Source organism: Streptomyces sp. Inha503, assembly GCF_047215865.1.
Lineage (GTDB): Bacteria > Actinomycetota > Actinomycetes > Streptomycetales > Streptomycetaceae > Streptomyces > Streptomyces lycopersici.
The window spans coordinates 4,732,216-4,751,318 of the sequence record NZ_CP178360.1 but is presented as its reverse complement, the minus strand read 5'-3'; the positions used below and the strand labels follow the sequence as shown (position 1 = coordinate 4,751,318).

Here is a 19,103-nt window from a genome sequence, read left to right as displayed (position 1 = left end):
CACATCCCCGGCGCCGGTCCGACTTCGACGAGGAAGGCACGTCGCCGCACGTGAGGGACACACGAGAGAGCCGGCTGCTCCTGGTGCTGCTGGTCGCCATCGCGTTCGCGCTGATCACGGTGGATATCCGCGGCGGCGAGGACTCACCCCTCGACGGCGCCCGGCACGCCGCCGCTTCCGTCTTCGGGCCCGTGGAGGACGGCGTCGCCTCCGCCGTGGACCCGGTCGGCAACGCGGTCGCGGCCGTACGGGAATCCGGCGACCGGCACGACCGGGTCCGCCGGCTGGAGGAGGAGAACACCAAGCTCAAGCAGCGGCTCGGCAACAACGCCCGCGACCGCGCCCGCTCCGCCGAGCTCGACAAGCTGCTCAAGACCGCCGGCACCGGTCAATACGGCATCAAGGGCGCCCAGGTCATCGGCATCGGCGCCGCCCAGGGCTTCTCCTGGACCGTCACCATCGACATGGGCAGCGGCGACGGCATCCGCCGCGACATGACCGTCATCAACGGCGACGGGCTGGTCGGCCGGGTCACCACCGTCGGCTCCTCGACGGCCACCGTGCTGCTCGCGATCGACCCGGACTTCACCGTCGGCACCCGTATGGAGGGATCGGGCGAGCTCGGTTTCGCCACCGGGCGCGGCGACCGCTCGCTCCATGTGCAGCTCCTCAACGGCAAGGCCCGGATCAAGAAGGGCGACCGGATGGTCACCTTCGGCTCCCAGGCGGACAAGCCGTTCGTCCCCGGCGTCCCGGTCGGCAAGGTCGTCGGCGTCGATCCCACCGGGGGCGATCTGACCCGCACGCTCCGGGTGCGCCCGTACGTCCGGTTCAGCAAGCTGGACATCGTCGGGGTCGTCGTCCAGCCGCCGCGGGTCAACCCGCGGGACAGCGTGCTCCCGCCCAAGCCCGCGAAGCCCAAGCCGACGCCCACGGTCACCGTCACGGCCAACCCCTCCGCCACCGCCACCAGCCCGGCCGCCAACAGGAGCTGACCGATGCTGCACCTCAACCGGATCGTCCTGTCGACCTGCCTGGTGGTCTTCGCCCTCGTCGTCCAGATCTGCGTACTGGCCCGCCTCCAACTGCCCGGCGCCGTTCCGGACCTGCTGCTGCTCGTCGTGCTCGGTCTCGCGCTCGTCTACGGCCACACCGGCGGCGCCCTCATCGGCTTCGGCGCGGGGCTGCTCGCCGACTTCGCCCCGCCGGCCGACCACGCCGCGGGCCGCTATGCCCTGGTGCTCTGCGTCATCGGCTATCTGGCCGGGCTCGCCAAGCCGGAGAGCGGCCAGCTCAGGTCGGCCACCGGGCCGATGCTGGTGGTCGTGGCGGCGGCCATCGGCGCCACGCTGCTGTACGCCGGGGTCGGCATCCTCGTCGGCGACGACGCGGCCCGTCAGGTGGGCCTGGGCAAGCTGCTGTTCACCGCGGCCCTCTACGACCTGCTGCTGGCACCCTTCACGGTGCCGCTGATCATGGGGCTCGCCAGACGGAGTGAGAACGATCCGATGGCCGACAGCGCGGGCGGCGGCGAGAGCCCGTCCCGCTGGATCAGCACGGCGGGCGGCGTCAGCACCGGCCGGACCGGCCGGATGAGCCGGCTCAGGCGTCCGGGCCGGGCGCCCCGGATCGGCAGCCAGCGCGGCGGGCTGCTGGCCCGCACGGGGAAGAACCGGACGGCACGCATCAAGGGGGTCAAGCGCCTGTGAGCAATGCCCTCCCGTCGCTCGCCACCACCCTCAACGGAGGCGCTACGCGCCATGAGTAATATCCCTGAGACCGGACGCACCCCCCGGGTCACCATCCGGCTCGTCGGCCTCCAGATCCTGGTCTTCTCACTGCTGCTGACCCTCGGCGGACGTCTGTGGTACCTCCAGATCCGCAATGGCGACGAGTACACCGCCGAAGCCGCCAACAACCACGTCCAGCAGGTCGTCCACCCCGCAGTGCGCGGTTCGATACTGGACGCCCGCGGGGTGCCGCTGGCCGACAACGAGACCCGTCTGGTGGTCTCGGCCAGCCGCACCGAGCTGATGAAGATGCCGGACGAAGGCAAGGCCGTCCTCACCCGTCTCGCCGACGTCCTGGGCATGAAGCCCAAGGACGTCATGGACAAGGTCCGGCTGTGCGACGCCAAGACCCCGCAGCCGTGCTGGAACGGCTCCCCGTACCAGCCCATCCCGATCACCGACGAGGCCAGCGCCAAGCAGGCGCTCCAGATCCGCGAGCGCGAAGAGGACTTCCCCGGCATCAGCGCCGAGCCCACCGCCGTGCGCCGCTACGCCGCGCCCGCCGGCTCCAACGCCGCCCAGGTGCTCGGCTATCTCTCCCCGGTCACCGATGAGCAGGTGAAGGAGGCCGAGCACACCAAGTCGCCCCTGCTCCGCTCCGACCAGGTCGGCAGCAACGGCCTCGAGCGCCAGTACGACAGCGAGCTGCGCGGCAAGGCGGGGGTGACCCGCTACGAGGTCGACAACCTCGGCCGGGTCATCGGCCAGCGCGAGAGCCAGCGGGCCCGCCCCGGCGACAACGTCGTCACCAGCATCGACTCGCGGGTCCAGGCCGTCGCGGAGAAGGAGCTGGACCAGGCGATGCGGGACGCCCGCAAGCAGCACGACCGGAACACCGGCACCAACTACAAGGCGGACTCCGGCGCGGTCGTGGTCATGGAGGCCAAGACCGGCCGGGTGGTGGCCATGGCGTCCAACCCGACGTACGACCCCAACGCCTGGGTCGGCGGCATCTCCGGCAAGGACTACAAGCAGCTCACCGGCAAGAAGTCCAACTACCCGCTGCTCAACCGGGCGATCCAGGGCCAGGCCGCCCCCGGCTCGATCTTCAAGGTCATCCCGACGACCGCCGCGGTCAACGCCGGCTACGACTTCAACGGCCCCTACGCCTGCACCAGCTCGTTCAACATCGGCAGCCAGGTCTTCAAGAACTTCGAGTCCGAGAACTACGGCGGGATCAGCCTCGGCCGCGCGCTGGAGGTCTCCTGCGACACCGTCTTCTACCGGATCGCCTACGACGAGTGGAAGAAGGACGGCGGCAACAAGCCCAAGAAGAAGCCGGGGGACTGGTTCTACCGGACCGCCCACCAGTTCGGCCTCGGTAAGGAGACCGGCATCGACCTCCCCAACGAGGTCACCGGCCGGGTCCCGGACCGCCAGTGGAAGAAGGACTACTGGAAGGCCAACAAGGACGCCTGGTGCAAGAGCGGTAAGAAGGACGGGAGCTACGGTCAGCGGATCGCCTACGAGAACTGCCTCGAGGGCATGAAGATGCGCGCCGGTGACTCCGTGAACTACTCCATCGGCCAGGGCGACACCCTCGTCACCCCGATCCAGATGGCCACCATCTACGCGGCCATCAGCAACGGCGGCACGCTCCACGACCCGACCGTCGGCAAGGCGATCGTCAGCCCCGACGGCAAGCACATCCAGGAGATCAAGCCGAAGGCGCACGGCAAGCTGCCGATGAAGGGCCAGACCCGCGAGAAGATCGACAGCGCGCTCGCCGGCGTCGCCACCCGGGGCACCGCCGCCTGGCGGTTCCAGGGCTGGCCGCAGAGCAAGATCCCGATGCACGCCAAGACCGGTACCGCGGAGGTCTACGGCAAGCAGACCACCTCGTGGTTCGCCACGTACACCAAGGACTACACGGTCGTCATGACGATCTCCCAGGGTGGTACCGGCTCCGGCGCCTCCGGCCCCGCCGTGCGCAAGATCTACAACGCGCTGTACGGGGTCGACGCCAAGGGCGGCATCGACAAGAAGAAGGCGCTGCTGCCCCAGCCGCAGGCCGAACTGCCGAAGATCTCGTCGGACGGCTCCATCGAGTCCCAGCCGCTCGGCAAGCAGTTCGAGGCGGCCGCGCGGGAGCGGCGGCGGGGAGCCGATTCATGAGCGCGTCCACGCATGGCTACTCCGTCCGCCGCTTCACCCCGGAGCGCGGCGCCTGGAGCAAGCTCATGGCGCGCGACTCGGTCGTCCGCCGCCTCGACTGGGTGCTGCTGCTCACCGCGCTGGCCCTGTCCGCGATCGGCGGGGCGCTCGTCTACTCCGCCACCCGCAACCGCACCGAGCTGAACCAGGGCGACCCGTACTACTTCCTGGTCCGGCACGCCCTCAACACCGGCATCGGGCTGCTGCTCGCCATCGGCACCATCTGGCTGGGCCATCGCACCCTGCGCGGCGCGGTCCCGGTCCTCTACGGGCTGTCCGTCATCCTCGTCCTCGCCGTGCTCACCCCGCTGGGCTCGACGATCAACGGCGCCCACGCGTGGATCGTGATCGGCGGCGGATTCTCCCTCCAGCCGGGTGAGTTCGCCAAGATCACGATCATCCTGGGGATGGCGATGCTGCTGGCCGCGCGCGTGGACGCGGGCGACCGGCTCAACCCCGACCACCGCACCGTCGTCCAGGCGCTCGGCCTGGCCGGGCTGCCCATCGCGATCGTGCTGCTGATGCCGGACCTCGGCTCGGTGATGGTCATGGCGATGATCGTGCTCGCCGTGCTGCTCTCCTCCGGCGCGTCCAACCGCTGGATCGCGGGGCTCATCCTCACGGCCGTGGTGGGCGCGCTGCTCGTCTGGCAGCTGCACGTCCTCGACCAGTACCAGATCGACCGCTTCGCCGCCTTCGCCAACCCCGCGCTCGACCCGGCCGGGGTCGGCTACAACACCAACCAGGCGCGCATCGCGATCGGCTCGGGCGGGCTCACCGGCAAGGGGCTCTTCCACGGCACCCAGACCACCGGTCAGTTCGTCCCCGAGCAGCAGACCGACTTCGTCTTCACGGTCGCGGGGGAGGAGCTGGGCTTCCTCGGCGCGGGCCTGATCATCCTGCTGCTGGGGGTCGTGCTGTGGCGCGCCTGCCGGATCGCGCGCGACACCACTGAGCTGTACGGGACCGTCGTCGCGGCCGGGATCATCGCCTGGTTCGCCTTCCAGTCGTTCGAGAACATCGGGATGACGCTGGGCATCATGCCGGTGGCCGGTCTGCCGCTGCCGTTCGTCTCCTACGGCGGGTCCTCGATGTTCGCCGTATGGATCGCGATCGGGCTGCTCCAGTCGATCCGGGTGCAAAGGCCCGTATCGGCCTGATCCGTCCGGCAGGCCTCCCCTTCGGAGGTCTCAGGGGATTACATTCGGGTCATGGTGGACATGGCGCGGGAGATCGAGCGTAAGTACGAAGCCACCGAGGATGGCGGGCTGCCGGACCTGACCGGGGTCGCCGAGGTCGCGGGCGTGACGGACCAGGGCGTCGTCACGCTCGACGCCACGTACTACGACACCCCCGATCTGCGGCTCGCGGCCGACGGCATCACGCTGCGCCGACGCACCGGCGGTGACGAGGGATGGCATCTCAAGCTGCCCGTGGGCCCGGACACGCGGGACGAGATCCGCGCCCCGCTCTCGGACACGCTGCCCGCCAAGCTGGCCGGACTCGTACGCTCCCGCACGCGCGGCGCCGCGCTGGTGCCGCTCGTCCATCTGCTGTCCGAGCGGCATGTCAAGCACCTGGTGGACGCCGGCGGAGTGCCGCTCGCCGAGCTGTCCGCCGACCGCGTCACGGCGCGGCGGCTCGCACCGGAGCCCGGGGAGCCGGTGCGCTGGGCCGAGGCCGAGGTGGAATTGGCGGAGGGCGGCGACCCGGCGCTGCTGGACACACTGGAGCCGCATCTCGCGGACGCGGGGCTGCGGCGGTCGGCCGCCCCCTCGAAGCTGGCCAGAGCGCTGGCGGAGACCGACCCGGACCGGCGCGGTGAGAAGGCCGGGAAGCAGAAGGGGCCAGCGGGGCCGGCGAAGCCTCCGAAGGAGCGGCGGGAGAAGGGAATCAAGCCCAAGAAGGCCACCTCCGGCGACGTGGTGCTGGGCTATCTGCGCCGTCAGGTCATCGCGATCGTCACGCTCGACCCCGCCGTACGCCTGGAGACCCCCGACTCGGTCCACCGGATGCGCGTGGCCACCCGCCGGATGCGCAGCGCCTTCCGCTCGTACCGCGGGGTCCTGGACCGGACCGTCACCGACCCCATCGACGCCGAGCTGAAATGGCTGGCCGCCGAGCTCGGCGTCGACCGGGACCGCGAAGTGCTCACCGCGCGCCTCGGCGAGCGGCTCGGCGAAGTGCCCGTCGAGCTGCGGCTCGGCCCCGTGGCCGCCCGGCTGCGCGTCTGGTCGCACGCGCGCCGGGGCGGCTCGCGCGAGCGGCTCCTCGGCGTGCTGGACGGTGACCGCTATCTCGCGCTCCTGGACGCCCTCGACGCGCTTCTGGCCGACCCACCGCTGCGCCCCGCCGCCGCCCGGCCGTGGGCCGAGGCGATTCCGAAGGCCGTGCTGGGCGACTACGAGCGGCTCGCCGGCCGCATCGAGGCCGCCCTCGCCACACCTGCCGGGCCGGACCGCGACGTCACCCTTCATGAGGGCCGTAAGGACGCCAAACGCGCCCGTTACGCGGCCGAGGTCGCCCGCCCGGTGCTCGGGAAGCCCGCCAAGGCGTTCGCCGAGCTGATGGCCGAGGTGCAGGAGTTGCTCGGTGACCACCAGGACAGCGTGGTCGCCCGGGAGGCGCTGCGCGAGCTGGCCGTCGAGGCGCACGGCGCGGGTGAGAGCGTCTTCACGTTCGGGCTGCTCTACGGGCGCGAGGAGGCGCGGGCGGCCGCCCGCGAGCGTGAGCTGCCGGGCCTGTGGGCCGAGACCTCGCGCAAGAAGCACCGGGCGGGCCTGGAGCCGTGACCGAACGGGCCGCGAGACCTGATCCGTGGCGAGGGCGCCCGGCGGGGCAGGTACGCTTGAGGGTCACCCCTGTCAGCTTCACGAAAGTCCGCGATGTCTGTCGAGTCGGTCTTCCCACAGCTCGAGGCCCTGCTGCCGCATGTGCAGAAGCCCATCCAGTACGTAGGCGGTGAGCTGAACTCCACCGTCAAGGCGTGGGAGGCGTGCGACGTCCGCTGGTCGCTCATGTACCCGGACGCCTACGAGGTCGGGCTCCCCAACCAGGGCGTCATGATCCTCTACGAGGTCCTCAACGAGCGCGAGGGCGTGCTCGCCGAGCGCACCTACAGCGTGTGGCCGGACCTCGAGGAGTTGATGCGCGAGCACAAGGTGCCGCAGTTCACCGTGGATTCGCACCGCCCGGTGTCCGCGTTCGACTTCCTCGGCGTCTCCTTCTCCACCGAGCTGGGGTACACCAACCTGCTCACCGCGCTGGACCTCGCCGGTATCCCCCTGGACGCCGTGGACCGCACCGAGGACCACCCCGTGGTGGTCGCGGGCGGCCACGCCGCGTTCAACCCCGAGCCGATCGCCGACTTCATCGACTGCGCGGTGATCGGCGACGGTGAGCAGGCCGTTCTCGACATGACCGGGATCCTCCGCGCCTGGAAGGCCGAGGGCCGTCCCGGCGGCCGCGATGAGCTGCTCTTCCGTCTCGCCCGCACCGGCAGCGTCTACGTTCCGAAGTTCTACGACGTGGAGTACCTGGCCGACGGGCGGATCTCGCGCGTGGTGCCGAACCGCTCGGGCGTGCCGTGGCGGGTGTCCAAGCACACCGTCATGGACCTCGACGAGTGGCCCTATCCCAAGCAGCCGCTGGTGCCGCTGGCCGAGACCGTCCATGAGCGGATGTCGGTGGAGATCTTCCGCGGCTGCACCCGGGGCTGCCGCTTCTGCCAGGCGGGCATGATCACCCGCCCGGTGCGCGAGCGGTCGATCACCGGGATCGGCGAGATGGTCGACAAGGGGCTGAAGTCCACCGGCTTCGAGGAGGTCGGCCTGCTGTCGCTGTCCTCCGCCGACCACACCGAGATCGGCGACATCGCCAAGGGCCTCGCCGACCGGTACGAGGAGGACAAGATCGGCCTGTCCCTCCCGTCGACCCGGGTGGACGCCTTCAACATCGACCTCGCCAACGAGCTGACCCGCAACGGGCGCCGCTCGGGCCTCACCTTCGCCCCCGAGGGCGGCAGTGAGCGCATCCGTAAGGTCATCAACAAGATGGTCTCGGAAGAAGACCTCATCCGTACGGTGGCCACCGCGTACGGCAACGGCTGGCGGCAGGTGAAGCTGTACTTCATGTGCGGTCTGCCCACCGAGACCGACGACGACGTGCTCCAGATCGCCGACATGGCCACCAAGGTCATCGCCAAGGGCCGCGAGGTCTCCGGCAAGAACGACATCCGCTGCACGGTCTCCATCGGCGGTTTCGTCCCCAAGCCGCACACCCCCTTCCAGTGGGCCCCGCAGCTGAGCGCCGAGGAGACCGACGCCCGGCTGGAGAAGCTGCGCGAGAAGATCCGCGGCGACAAGAAGTACGGCCGCTCAATCGGCTTCCGCTACCACGACGGCAAGCCCGGCATCGTCGAGGGCCTGCTCTCGCGCGGCGACCGCCGGGTGGGCGCGGTCATCCGCGCCGTCTACGAGGACGGTGGCCGCTTCGACGGCTGGCGCGAGCACTTCAGCTACGACCGGTGGATGGAGTGCGCCGAGCGGACCCTGCCCGACTTCGGCCTCGACGTCGACTGGTACACCACGCGCGAGCGCACCTACGAGGAGGTCCTGCCCTGGGACCACCTCGACTCGGGCCTCGACAAGGACTGGCTGTGGGAGGACTGGCAGGACTCCCTCGACGAGACCGAGGTCGACGACTGCCGCTGGACGCCCTGCTTCGACTGCGGCGTCTGCCCGCAGATGCAGACCGAGATCCAGATCGGCCCCACCGGACGGAAGCTGCTGCCGCTGTCGGTGAAGTAGCCGGATACGGCGGGTAGCCGTACGCCGGTGGCATGGCGGTCGGACGGTGACGTGGCCGGTCCGGCGGTGACGTAGCCGTCCGGCGGCCCTCCGTCACCGGGCCGCCCGCGCCGCCCACAAAGTAGGCTGGAAGACACCGGGGCCCCATGGCCCTGGTGTTCGACGGCAAGGAAGTACAAGGAGACAGTCCCCTGGGCAAGCGACAGCCCGAAGGCCCGCCGCCCGCACCCGCGGTGCAGCGCATCCGTTTGCGTTACACCAAGCGCGGCCGCCTCCGGTTCACCAGCCACCGCGACTTCCAGCGCGCCTTCGAGCGGGCGCTGCGCCGCGCCGAGGTGCCGATGGCGTACTCGGCGGGGTTCACCCCGCATCCGAAGGTGTCCTATGCCAATGCCGCACCCACCGGCACCGGCAGCGAGGCGGAGTACCTGGAGATCCAGCTGACCGAGGCGCGCGACCCCGAGAAGCTGCGGGCGGTCCTCGACGAGTCGCTGCCCGCGGGCCTCGATGTGATCGAGTCCGTGGAGGCCCGCACCTCCGGGCTCGCCGACCGGCTCCAGGCGTCCGTATGGGAGATCCGGCTCGACCAGGTCGCCACGGCGGACGCCGAGCGGGCCGTCACGGCCTTCCTGGAGGCCGACACGGTCGAGGTGGAACGCCGGACGAAAAACGGGTTGCGAACCTTCGATGCCCGTGCCGCGGTGGCCCGGCTGGAGACGATTCCGGCTCGGGCCGATAGGCCCGGCGACGGTGGCTGTGCGATACTGCGCCTGGTGGTACGGCATCTGACACCTGCCGTGCGACCCGACGACGTCCTGTCCGGTCTCCGCGCCACGGCCGACCTGGCGCCGCCGGTCCCCGCAGCGGTGACCAGGCTGGCGCAGGGGCTGCTCGATGAGGAGTCCGGCACGGTGACCGACCCGCTCGCGCCCGATCGCGAGGCAGCTCAGGCCGCTCCAACCACGGCCGCCGAGCTGACCGCCGCGATGGCGCCGGAAGGTCCCGCGTAGGGCCGCCGTCGATGCGCCGCCGACGCACTTGGGAGCCACCCGGGTCCGGCTGGCGCACTGACCAGAAGACTTTCGCCGGTCCCGACAGATCCGGTCCCGGCGAGCGAGACGACAGCTCCCGTGCGGCGACCGCGCCCCGGACGGCGGCACCCGCGCACAGTGCGCGGGTGGCCGGCCGGAAGCAGGCGCGGCGCCCGGGAGCGTGACGGGAGAAACGCCCGCATGCTCGAACCTATTGAGCCGACCCAACCTGTCCAGCCCCTGGGGTCATCCGCGCCGCGTGCCGCGGTACCCGGGGAACCCATCGAGAACACGCCCAGCGACACGCTGCCGCCGCGCCGCCGTCGCGCGGCCTCCCGGCCGGCCGGTCCGCCGCCCGGCGCGGTGAGCGAGGCCGAGGTCACCACGGCCTCGGTACCGGCCATAGCCGCTGAGCAGACCGGTGCCTTCGCCGCCGCCGAGGCCGCTTCCGAGCCCGTCGCCGCCGGTGCCGCCATGGCCACCGCGAGTGGATCCGTATCCGGGTCCGACACCTCTGGGTCCGACACCTCCGGGGCCAACACCGAATCCGCCGCTCCGCCCGCCCGTACGCGGCGCCGGGTCGCCCGCAAGGCGACCGCCCCGGCGGGTTCGCCGGAGACCGCGGAGACCGTGGTCCCGGCCGACGCCGGGCGTGGCGGCGAGGAGACCGAGGCCGCCGCCGAGCCTGTGGCGGAGCCCGTGGTGGAGGCCGCCGCAGAGGCCGCTCCGCCCGCTCGTACGCGTCGCCGTGCGGTCCGTAAGGTGACCGCTCCAGCCGGTGCCCCCGCGGAGTCGGAGGCCGCGGAGGTCGTGGCGTCGGAGGCGGCGGAGGAGCCCGAAGAGTCTCAGGAGTCCGAGGCGGCTGCGGAGGCCGAGGCCGAGATCGTGCCCCCGGCTCCCGCCCGTACGCGTCGTCGTGCGACCCGTAAGGCCGCCGCCCCCGAGGGCGCGCCGCAGGCCGAGGCCGCCGACGCGGACGCGTCGTCTGCGGCGGCCGCTGGTGGCGGTGGTGACGAGGCCACGGCCCCAGCCGCAGTCGCAGCCGATGCCCAGACCGATGAGGCCCCGCGTGCCCGTACGCGTCGCCGTGCGGTCCGTAAGGTGACCGCTCCGGCCGGTGCCCCCGCGGAGTCGGAGGTCGTGGCGTTGGAGGCGGCGGAGGAGCTCGAAGAGTCTCAGGAGTCCGAGGCGGCTGCGGAGGCCGAGGCCGAGATCGTGCCCCCGGCTCCCGCCCGTACGCGTCGTCGTGCGACCCGTAAGGCCGCCGCCCCCGAGGGCGCGCCGCAGGCCGAGGCCGCCGAGGAGCCCGCCGCCGAGCAGCGCGGCGAGAGCGCCGAGGAGACCACCGGTACGCGGGCCGAGGACGAGGCGCCGCGCGCCCGCACCCGCCGCCGCGCCACCCGGAGCACCGCACCCGCCGCCGAGGAGCCGGGCGGCGCTCAGGAGCCGCAGGCCGCCGAGGGCGAGGCCCCGGCCGCCGAGGCCGCGTCCGAGCCGGAGCCCGCGCCCCGTTCGCGGCGCCGGGCGGTCCGCCCGCCCACGGCCGTGTTCCAGGCACCCGTCTTCACCGAGCCGGTCTTCCAGACGCCGGAGAGCGCCGCCGCCGAGGCCGCCGCCGCGCTGGAGGAGCCCGAGGAGGAGGACGAGGAGCAGCCGACGGCCGAGGCCGTCGAGCCCGAGGCGCCCGCCGGCCGCCGCCGGCGCCGCCGCCGTGGCGCCGCGCCCGCCGAGGAGCAGCCGGAGGCCGCAGAGGAGCCCGAGGCCACCGAGGAGGGCGAGACGGAGGCCGAGGCCGGTCAGCCCGAGGGCGAGTCCGGCGAGGAGGAGTCGGGCGACCGCCCGGCCCGTCGCCGCCGCCGTGGCGGTCGGCGTCGCCGTCGTGGCGAGACCGCCGAGGCCGAGGGCGCCGAGGGGCGTTCCGAGGCCGGTGAGCGGTACGAGGACGAGTCGGCCGCCGAGGGCGAGGGCGCCGAGGAGCAGGGCGAGGGCCGGGACGAGTCGGGCGCCGAGGCCGGTGAGCCCGGCGGCTCCAGCAGCAGCCGTCGCCGCCGTCGCCGCCGCCGTCGCAGTGGCGATGCAGCCGAGACCGAGGCCGCCGGTGACGACCCGGAGCGCACGGTCGTCAAGGTCCGCGAGCCGCGGGAGCGGCGCGCCAAGGAAGCCGAGTCCGGCGCCGACGAGGTGCAGTCGATCAAGGGGTCGACGCGTCTGGAGGCCAAGAAGCAGCGCCGTCGCGAGGGCCGTGAGCAGGGCCGCCGCCGTGTGCCGATCATCACCGAGGCCGAGTTCCTGGCCCGCCGTGAGGCGGTCGAGCGGGTCATGGTCGTCCAGCAGAACGGCGATCGCACCCAGATCGGGGTGCTGGAGGACAACGTCCTCGTCGAGCACTTCGTCAACAAGGAGCAGGCCACCAGCTACGTCGGCAACGTCTATCTGGGCAAGGTCCAGAACGTGCTGCCGTCGATGGAGGCCGCCTTCGTCGACATCGGCAAGGGCCGCAACGCCGTGCTGTACGCGGGTGAGGTGAACTTCGAGGCGCTGGGGCTCTCAGGCGGGCCGCGCCGCATCGAGACCGCCCTGAAGTCCGGCCAGTCCGTGCTGGTGCAGGTCACCAAGGACCCGATCGGCCACAAGGGCGCCCGGCTGACCAGCCAGGTCTCCCTGCCCGGCCGCTACCTGGTGTATGTGCCCGAGGGCTCGATGACCGGGATCAGCCGCAAGCTGCCCGACACCGAGCGGGCCCGGCTGAAGCAGATTCTCAAGAAGATCGTCCCCGAGGACGCGGGCGTGATCGTCCGTACCGCCGCCGAGGGTGCGAGTGAGGACGAGCTGTCCCGCGATGTCGCCCGGTTGCAGGCGCAGTGGGAGGAGATCAAGAAGAAGGCGAAGAGCGGTAACGCCCCGTCGCTGCTCTACGGCGAGCCCGACATGACCGTCCGGGTCGTCCGCGACATCTTCAACGAGGACTTCTCCAAGGTCATCGTCAGCGGTGACGACGCCTGGGAGACCATCCACGGCTATGTCTCGCACGTGGCGCCCGACCTCGCGGACCGGCTCCAGAAGTGGACCTCGGACGTCGATGTCTTCGCCACCTACCGGATCGACGAGCAGCTGATGAAGGCGCTGGACCGCAAGGTCTGGCTGCCCAGCGGCGGCTCGCTGGTGATCGACCGGACCGAGGCGATGGTCGTCATCGACGTCAACACCGGCAAGTTCACCGGCCAGGGCGGCAACCTCGAGGAGACGGTCACCAGGAACAACCTGGAGGCGGCCGAGGAGATCGTGCGCCAGCTGCGGCTGCGCGACCTCGGCGGCATCATCGTGATCGACTTCATCGACATGGTGCTGGAGTCCAACCGCGATCTGGTGCTGCGGCGGCTGCTGGAGTGCCTGGGCCGGGACCGTACGAAGCACCAGGTGGCGGAGGTCACCTCGCTCGGCCTGGTCCAGATGACCCGTAAGCGGGTCGGCCAGGGGCTGCTGGAGTCCTTCTCCGAGTCCTGTGTGCACTGCAACGGCCGCGGCGTGATCGTCCACATGGACCAGGCGTCGTCCGCCGGTGGCGGTGGCGGCAAGCGCAAGAAGAAGAAGTCCGCCGCCGGTGCCGCTCAGCAGCAGGAGCGGGCCGCCGCCGCTGCGGCCGAGGCCGAGGCCGAAGCCGAGGCGGAGTCCGAGGACGTCACCGAGGCGGCGGCCGAGATCGCGGCGGAGGCCACCCAGCCCAAGCCGCTGCCCGAGCCGGTCTTCGCGGCCGACGAGGAGCTTTACAGCAGCGCCGCGGAGGCCGAGGCCGCCGCGACCCGTGGGCGTACGCGCCGCCGTGCCACCCGTAAGGTGTCCGCCCCGGCGGGCGCCCCGAAGGCCGCCAAGGAGCCGGAGGGCGTGGTGGTCGTGGTGGCCGACGAGCGTCGGGAGGCGGCCCGGACGGAGCCGGAGGCGGCCGCCGAGGCCCCCGCCGCCGCTCCCGTCGAGGAGCCGGCCCCGCTCGAGGGCGTTCCCGCGCCGCGTACGCGGCGCCGTGCGACCCGTAAGGTGAGCGCCCCCGCGGGCTCGCCGACGGGTTCCGAGGACGCGGCCGTGGTGGTCGTGAGCGGGTCTTCCGCGGAGTCGGAGCTGGAGCCCGAGCCGGAGTCGGGGTCGAAGCCCGAGCCGGAGTCCGGGTCGAAGCCCGAGCCGGAGGCGGCGTCCGAGAGCGCGTCCGCCGAGGGTGAGGCCGAGGCCGAGGCCGCGGCACCGGCGAAGAAGACCGCCCGTAAGGCGGCCAAGAAGGCTCCCGCCAAGAAGACGGCGGCCAAGAAGACCGCTGAGAAGAAGACGGCGGCGAAGAAGACGGCCGCCAAGAAGACCACGGCCAAGAAGACGACCGCCAAGAAGACGGCGGCGAAGAAGACCGCGGCGGCGGAGCAGCAGACTCCGCAGTCGGTCTCGGCCGCCGCCGACGACTGACCCGGCCGCCATCCGGCCGACCGGGAGGGCACACTGTCGCGTGACAGTGTGCCCTTCGGGCTCTGGTAGCCTTGACCCTCGGCGTCTGTACGCCAAACCCCTGAGCACGTCCCTTCCGCTTCGCCGGAAGAGGCCGTTCGGCCGATGGTGAATCGCATGATCACTCGGTTGTCACGACCCTTGTGGGCCGTGTTGGGCGGCTGGCATCAGAGGTCCGTTTTCTAGCGAGAGAGTGAGAACCGCGTGTACGCAATCGTGCGCACCGGCGGCCGCCAGCAGAAGGTGGCCGTGGGCGATGTCATCGAGGTCGACCGTCTGGCCGGCAACAAGGTCGGCGACACCGTCGAGCTTTCCACTCTGCTCGTTGTCGACGGCGATGCCGTCACCAGCGACCCGTGGGTCCTGGCCGGTGTGAAGGTTCACGCCGAGGTCGTCGACCACCACAAGGGTGGCAAGATCGACATCCTGAAGTACAAGAACAAGACCGGTTACCGGAAGCGGATCGGCCACCGTCAGCTGCACACCGCGCTGAAGATCACCGGCATCGACCAGGCTGCGAAGTAAGGGACTGAGAAGAGATGGCACACAAGAAGGGCGCATCGTCCACTCGGAACGGTCGCGACTCCAATGCCCAGCGGCTCGGCGTCAAGCGCTTCGGCGGCCAGGTCGTCAACGCGGGTGAGATCCTGGTCCGCCAGCGCGGCACGCACTTCCACCCGGGCACGGGTGTCGGCCGCGGCGGCGATGACACGCTGTTCGCGCTGGACGCCGGTGCGGTGCAGTTCGGCACCAGCCGTGGCCGCAAGGTCGTGAACATCGTTCCGGTCGCTGAGTAATCAGCCCGGGCGATATCGCACAGCCTTTTCCGAGGGCGGACCGCTCTTCCCGTGACGGGAAGCGGGTCCGCCCTCGGCGCGTTACGAGCGTGAGGCACATCAGAACATCCCCGAACCCGTATGTAACTGGAGGCACCCGTCATGACCACCTTCGTGGACCGCGTCGAACTGCATGTCGCCGCGGGTAACGGAGGCCACGGCTGCGCCTCCGTGCACCGCGAGAAGTTCAAGCCGCTCGGGGGACCGGACGGCGGCAACGGCGGCCGGGGCGGCGATGTGATCCTGGTCGTGGACCAGTCCGTCACCACCCTGCTCGACTACCACCACAGCCCCCACCGCAAGGCCACCAACGGCAAGCCCGGAGAGGGCGGCAACCGCTCCGGCAAGGACGGCACCGACCTGGTCCTGCCGGTCCCGGACGGCACCGTCGTCCTCGACAAGCGGGGCAACGTCCTGGCCGATCTGATCGGGCAGGGCACCACCTACATCGCCGCCCAGGGCGGCCGCGGCGGCCTCGGCAACGCCGCGCTCGCCTCGGCCCGCCGCAAGGCCCCCGGCTTCGCGCTGCTGGGCGAGCCGGGCCACTCCGGCGACGTCATCCTGGAGCTCAAGACCGTCGCGGACGTGGCCCTCGTCGGCTACCCGAGCGCCGGCAAGTCCTCGCTGATCTCGGTGCTTTCGGCGGCCAAGCCGAAGATCGCCGACTATCCGTTCACCACGCTGGTGCCCAACCTCGGTGTGGTCACGGCCGGTTCGACCGTCTACACCATCGCCGACGTCCCCGGTCTGATCCCCGGCGCCAGCCAGGGCAAGGGCCTCGGCCTGGAGTTCCTGCGCCATGTCGAGCGCTGCTCGGTGCTGGTGCACGTGCTGGACACCGCGGCGCTGGAGTCCGAGCGCGATCCGCTGACCGACCTCGACGTCATCGAGGCGGAGCTGGCCCAGTACGGCGGTCTGGACGACCGGCCGCGGGTCGTCGTGCTCAACAAGGTCGACATCCCCGACGGCAAGGACCTCGCCGACATCATCCGGCCCGATCTGGAGGCCCGCGGCTACCAGGTCCTCGAGGCCTCGGCGGTCGCCCATCTCGGCCTCAAGGAGCTGTCCTTCGCCCTGGCGAAGATCGTCGCGGAGGCGCGGGAGGCGAAGCCGAAGGAGGAGGCGACCCGGATCGTCATCCGGCCGAAGGCCGTGGACGACGCGGGCTTCAGGGTCGTCGCCGAGGAGGGCTTCTACCGCGTGCTGGGCGAGAAGCCCGAACGCTGGGTCCGCCAGACCGACTTCGCCAACGACGAGGCCGTGGGCTACCTCGCCGACCGCCTGGCGCGCCTCGGCGTCGAGGAGGAGCTGATGAAGGCGGGCGCCCACTCGGGCGACGAGGTCGTCATCGGCCCCGAGGACGACGCGGTCGTCTTCGACTGGGAGCCGAGCCTCGCGACCGGCGCGGAGATGCTGGGCCGCCGTGGCGAGGACCACCGCTTCGACACCCCGCGCCCGGCGGCGCAGCGGCGGCGGGACCGGGATGCCGAGCGGGACGAGGCGGACGAGGAGTTCGACACGTTCAAGCCGTTCTGAGGGCCGCACGGCCGTAGCCGGGCGCCCCTGCGCTTCCTGGACGCCGCCCCTGCGTGTCCTGGACGCTCCCTGGGCGCTCCGGGGCACCCGCACGGGCTCTGAGCGGGCTTCTCGGCGCCGCGCGGCAGGTGGCACGGCGAAGGGCCCGGGAGGGATCTCCCGGGCCCTTCGCCACGCTCTCGGTGCCTGCCGTCGGTTCGGAACGCCGGACGTCAGACCGTCTGTCTGACGTCGGACCGTCTGACGTCAGACCGTCGCGGTCTCCTCCGGCTCCGCCGAGCCGGACTCCAGCTCCATCTCCTCCGCCGCGTCCCGGGCCTCGCGCTGCGAGGGGATCTCGTCGGCGAGCCGGGTGGCCATCCGGGCCCGGCGCTCGTCGGCCTTGCGGCACAGATCCTGCGTGGCCTGGTCGAAGCGCACCAGCGACGGCGGGTCGGACGGGCCGAGCAGATGCACCTTCAGCTCGGCACGGGCGCCCGCGAGGGTGTCCTTCTCGGGTTCGCGGACCGCTTCCAGCAGTCCGGTCACGCCCGCGGCTTCCGGCGTGAGGATCGTGGCGGCGCGCACGGTCGGGAAGCCCGCCCGGAACTCCTCCTCCGTCATCCCGCTGGTGTTCGCCACGGCGTACGGCTTCTCGCTCGTCAGGTAGTCCGAGACCACGCTGGAGACATCGCTGATCAGCACGTCGGCCTGGTTGAAGCAGGTGAAGATCGCCGGACGCGGACCGGTGATGATCTGGTGCTCCCAGACCGGCAGCGAGGCCCAGTAGGCGCTCTCCCAGGCGGCGGTGGCCGCGGCGGTGGCCGCCGCGCGGTCGCCGTCCGGGGCCCCCTGGAGCTTCATGCGCTCGATCTCGTCCGCGCTGGGGCGGAAGGAGGTGCTGGTGAGCCGGTTGAGCTCATCGGCGCACCGGGCCAGCTCGGCGGCGGCCTCCGCGCCGGGACGGTCGCCGCCGCGCTTGGTGTTCGCCTCGGCGATCATCGCCTTGATGCGGTCGTTGGCGCGGCCCGCGCGCGGGTCCACGGAGCCGGTCATGGGGTGCGGCTTGTACAGCAGGCGCACCTTGGGGTCGGCGAGCAGCTCGCGGACGATGTTCTCACCGGCCAGGATCACCGAGGTGTTGCCGGGGTTCCCGTCCCAGCCCTCCCAGGTCGGCGCGTACAGCACCGTCGTCAACTCACCGGTGGGCACGCCCGCGTAGGGGCGGATGGGGGCCAGCTGCGGCCGGCCGACCTCCACGACGTCCTTGTCCTCGACGCCGATGTCGGCGAGCTGGTAGCGCTCGCGCGCCGCCGGGCCCGCGACCCACACCTCGTCGTACGCCTTGGCGTACGGGTTGCAGCTGGAGAGCTTGTCGCTCTCGCCGTGGTTGATGAACGCGTGCTTGATCGAGGGGATGCGCAGCACCTGCGAGGTCTTGCCGGAGTTCGCCGGGTGCAGCAGCACCTTGAGCGTCGAGTGCTCCAGCCGCATCAGATGCGCGACCTTGGGGAGGCAGATGATCGGTACGTCCGTCGCCTCGATCTTCTGCACCATGAACCGCTCACGGAGCACGATGATCGGCTTGCCGTCGAGCGCGGCGAGCGTGGAGAGCCACATGTTCGCCTGGTACGCCGAGGAGTTGCCGCCGGAGAAGTACATGCCCACGGTCGGCTGGTAGTCGGCCAGCCACTGGTCCAGCCAGCGCAGGGCCGTGGCCTCGTTCGCCACGCGCTTGCGCGGCAGCAGCCAGCTGGCGAGGTGGGCCGTGCCGCCGATGCTGATCAGCAGCGCGATCGTCAGGCCGACGCCGCCCCAGACGGCGTCCTTGGTGGCGGCGGTGATCAGCAGACCGGCGGTGACCGGCGCGGCCAGCCGCAGCAGACGGCGCCCGTGCTGACGGGCGAACAGCCGCGGCGGGGCCTCGTTCAGGCGCAGCGCGGACGCGTCGATGTTGCGCGTGACGAACGGCAGCTGCCGGGTCCGGCGGACCAGGATGGCCGCCGCCTGGCAGGCGAAGTGCACCAGGTAGAAGAGCAGCAGCCCCACGGTCAGGGGCGCCTGTTCGTGCAGGGGGTTGATGCCCTCGATGCGCAGCAGCCCGACCATGATGAGCATGTCGCGGAACAGCTGGCGCACCGTGACGTCGAGGCGGATCTTCCCCAGCAGCGACAGCAGACCGGGCTGCTTGTGCTGCAAGAAGAGATCGAGCGCGAGACCGCACGCCGAGGCGGCGATGAAAAGCGGTACGTTCGGAAGCACGGCGCCGACGAGCTGTGTGGCGAAGAACACGAGCATCGCGAGCAGCGCCGTCAGCTGTACGACCCGGCGTGGGGCGATTCCGGCAGAGGGCACGGGGTGGGCTCCTGGCAGGAGGGCAACGGACTGGGGGGACCCCTGACCGTATGCCGATGCCCCGCCCGGTGACAATCCGCGCCGGTGCCAACCGGTCGCAATCGGTGTCAAAGGTCCCCCAGGAGGTCT

The 19,103-nt window shown here is 71.5% G+C and carries 12 protein-coding genes; 11 read left to right on the top strand and 1 reads right to left on the bottom strand.

What is annotated here, in order from left to right:
• Positions 1-50: 50 nt before the first annotated feature.
• The 11 genes from mreC (at position 51) to obgE (ending at position 16,640) form a co-directional block, all read left to right on the top strand.
• Positions 51-995, top strand: a complete 945-nt coding sequence (gene mreC / locus ACJX2R_RS19945; RefSeq protein ID WP_262699990.1) for a rod shape-determining protein MreC — start codon at positions 51-53, stop codon at positions 993-995.
• Positions 996-1,001: 6 nt separating this feature from the next.
• The gene (gene mreD, locus ACJX2R_RS19940) at positions 1,002-1,709 is read left to right on the top strand and encodes a rod shape-determining protein MreD (RefSeq protein ID WP_413105902.1); all 708 of its coding nucleotides are present in this window, start codon (positions 1,002-1,004) and stop codon (positions 1,707-1,709) included.
• Between the two features lie 51 nt (positions 1,710-1,760).
• Complete coding sequence (mrdA, locus tag ACJX2R_RS19935) at positions 1,761-3,905, top strand: penicillin-binding protein 2 (protein ID WP_413101235.1); 2,145 nt, start codon at positions 1,761-1,763, stop codon at positions 3,903-3,905.
• The gene (rodA, locus tag ACJX2R_RS19930; RefSeq protein WP_262699992.1) at positions 3,902-5,104 is read left to right on the top strand and encodes a rod shape-determining protein RodA; all 1,203 of its coding nucleotides are present in this window, start codon (positions 3,902-3,904) and stop codon (positions 5,102-5,104) included. The genes mrdA and rodA overlap by 4 nt, the downstream gene beginning before the upstream one ends.
• Positions 5,105-5,155: 51 nt before the next feature.
• The gene (locus ACJX2R_RS19925; protein ID WP_413101234.1) at positions 5,156-6,736 is read left to right on the top strand and encodes a CHAD domain-containing protein; all 1,581 of its coding nucleotides are present in this window, start codon (positions 5,156-5,158) and stop codon (positions 6,734-6,736) included.
• 93 nt (positions 6,737-6,829) lie between these two features.
• Positions 6,830-8,752 (top strand): TIGR03960 family B12-binding radical SAM protein, encoded by a 1,923-nt coding sequence (locus ACJX2R_RS19920; RefSeq protein ID WP_413101233.1) that lies wholly within the window; start codon positions 6,830-6,832, stop codon positions 8,750-8,752.
• A gap of 233 nt (positions 8,753-8,985) precedes the next feature.
• Complete coding sequence (locus ACJX2R_RS19915; protein WP_413105901.1) at positions 8,986-9,762, top strand: TIGR03936 family radical SAM-associated protein; 777 nt, start codon at positions 8,986-8,988, stop codon at positions 9,760-9,762.
• A 222-nt stretch (positions 9,763-9,984) separates the two neighbouring features.
• Entirely contained in the window at positions 9,985-14,229 is a 4,245-nt protein-coding gene (locus ACJX2R_RS19910; protein WP_413101232.1) for an Rne/Rng family ribonuclease, read from the top strand.
• 243 nt (positions 14,230-14,472) lie between these two features.
• The gene (rplU, locus tag ACJX2R_RS19905) at positions 14,473-14,793 is read left to right on the top strand and encodes a 50S ribosomal protein L21 (protein WP_262699996.1); all 321 of its coding nucleotides are present in this window, start codon (positions 14,473-14,475) and stop codon (positions 14,791-14,793) included.
• Between the two features lie 14 nt (positions 14,794-14,807).
• Positions 14,808-15,065, top strand: a complete 258-nt coding sequence (gene rpmA / locus ACJX2R_RS19900) for a 50S ribosomal protein L27 (protein ID WP_262699997.1) — start codon at positions 14,808-14,810, stop codon at positions 15,063-15,065.
• Positions 15,066-15,206: 141 nt separating this feature from the next.
• The gene (gene obgE, locus ACJX2R_RS19895) at positions 15,207-16,640 is read left to right on the top strand and encodes a GTPase ObgE (protein WP_413101231.1); all 1,434 of its coding nucleotides are present in this window, start codon (positions 15,207-15,209) and stop codon (positions 16,638-16,640) included.
• A gap of 246 nt (positions 16,641-16,886) precedes the next feature.
• Here obgE and ACJX2R_RS19890 read toward each other — a convergent pair whose 3' ends face one another.
• Positions 16,887-18,974, bottom strand: a complete 2,088-nt coding sequence (locus ACJX2R_RS19890; RefSeq protein ID WP_413101230.1) for a hypothetical protein — start codon at positions 18,972-18,974, stop codon at positions 16,887-16,889.
• Positions 18,975-19,103 lie beyond the last annotated feature (129 nt).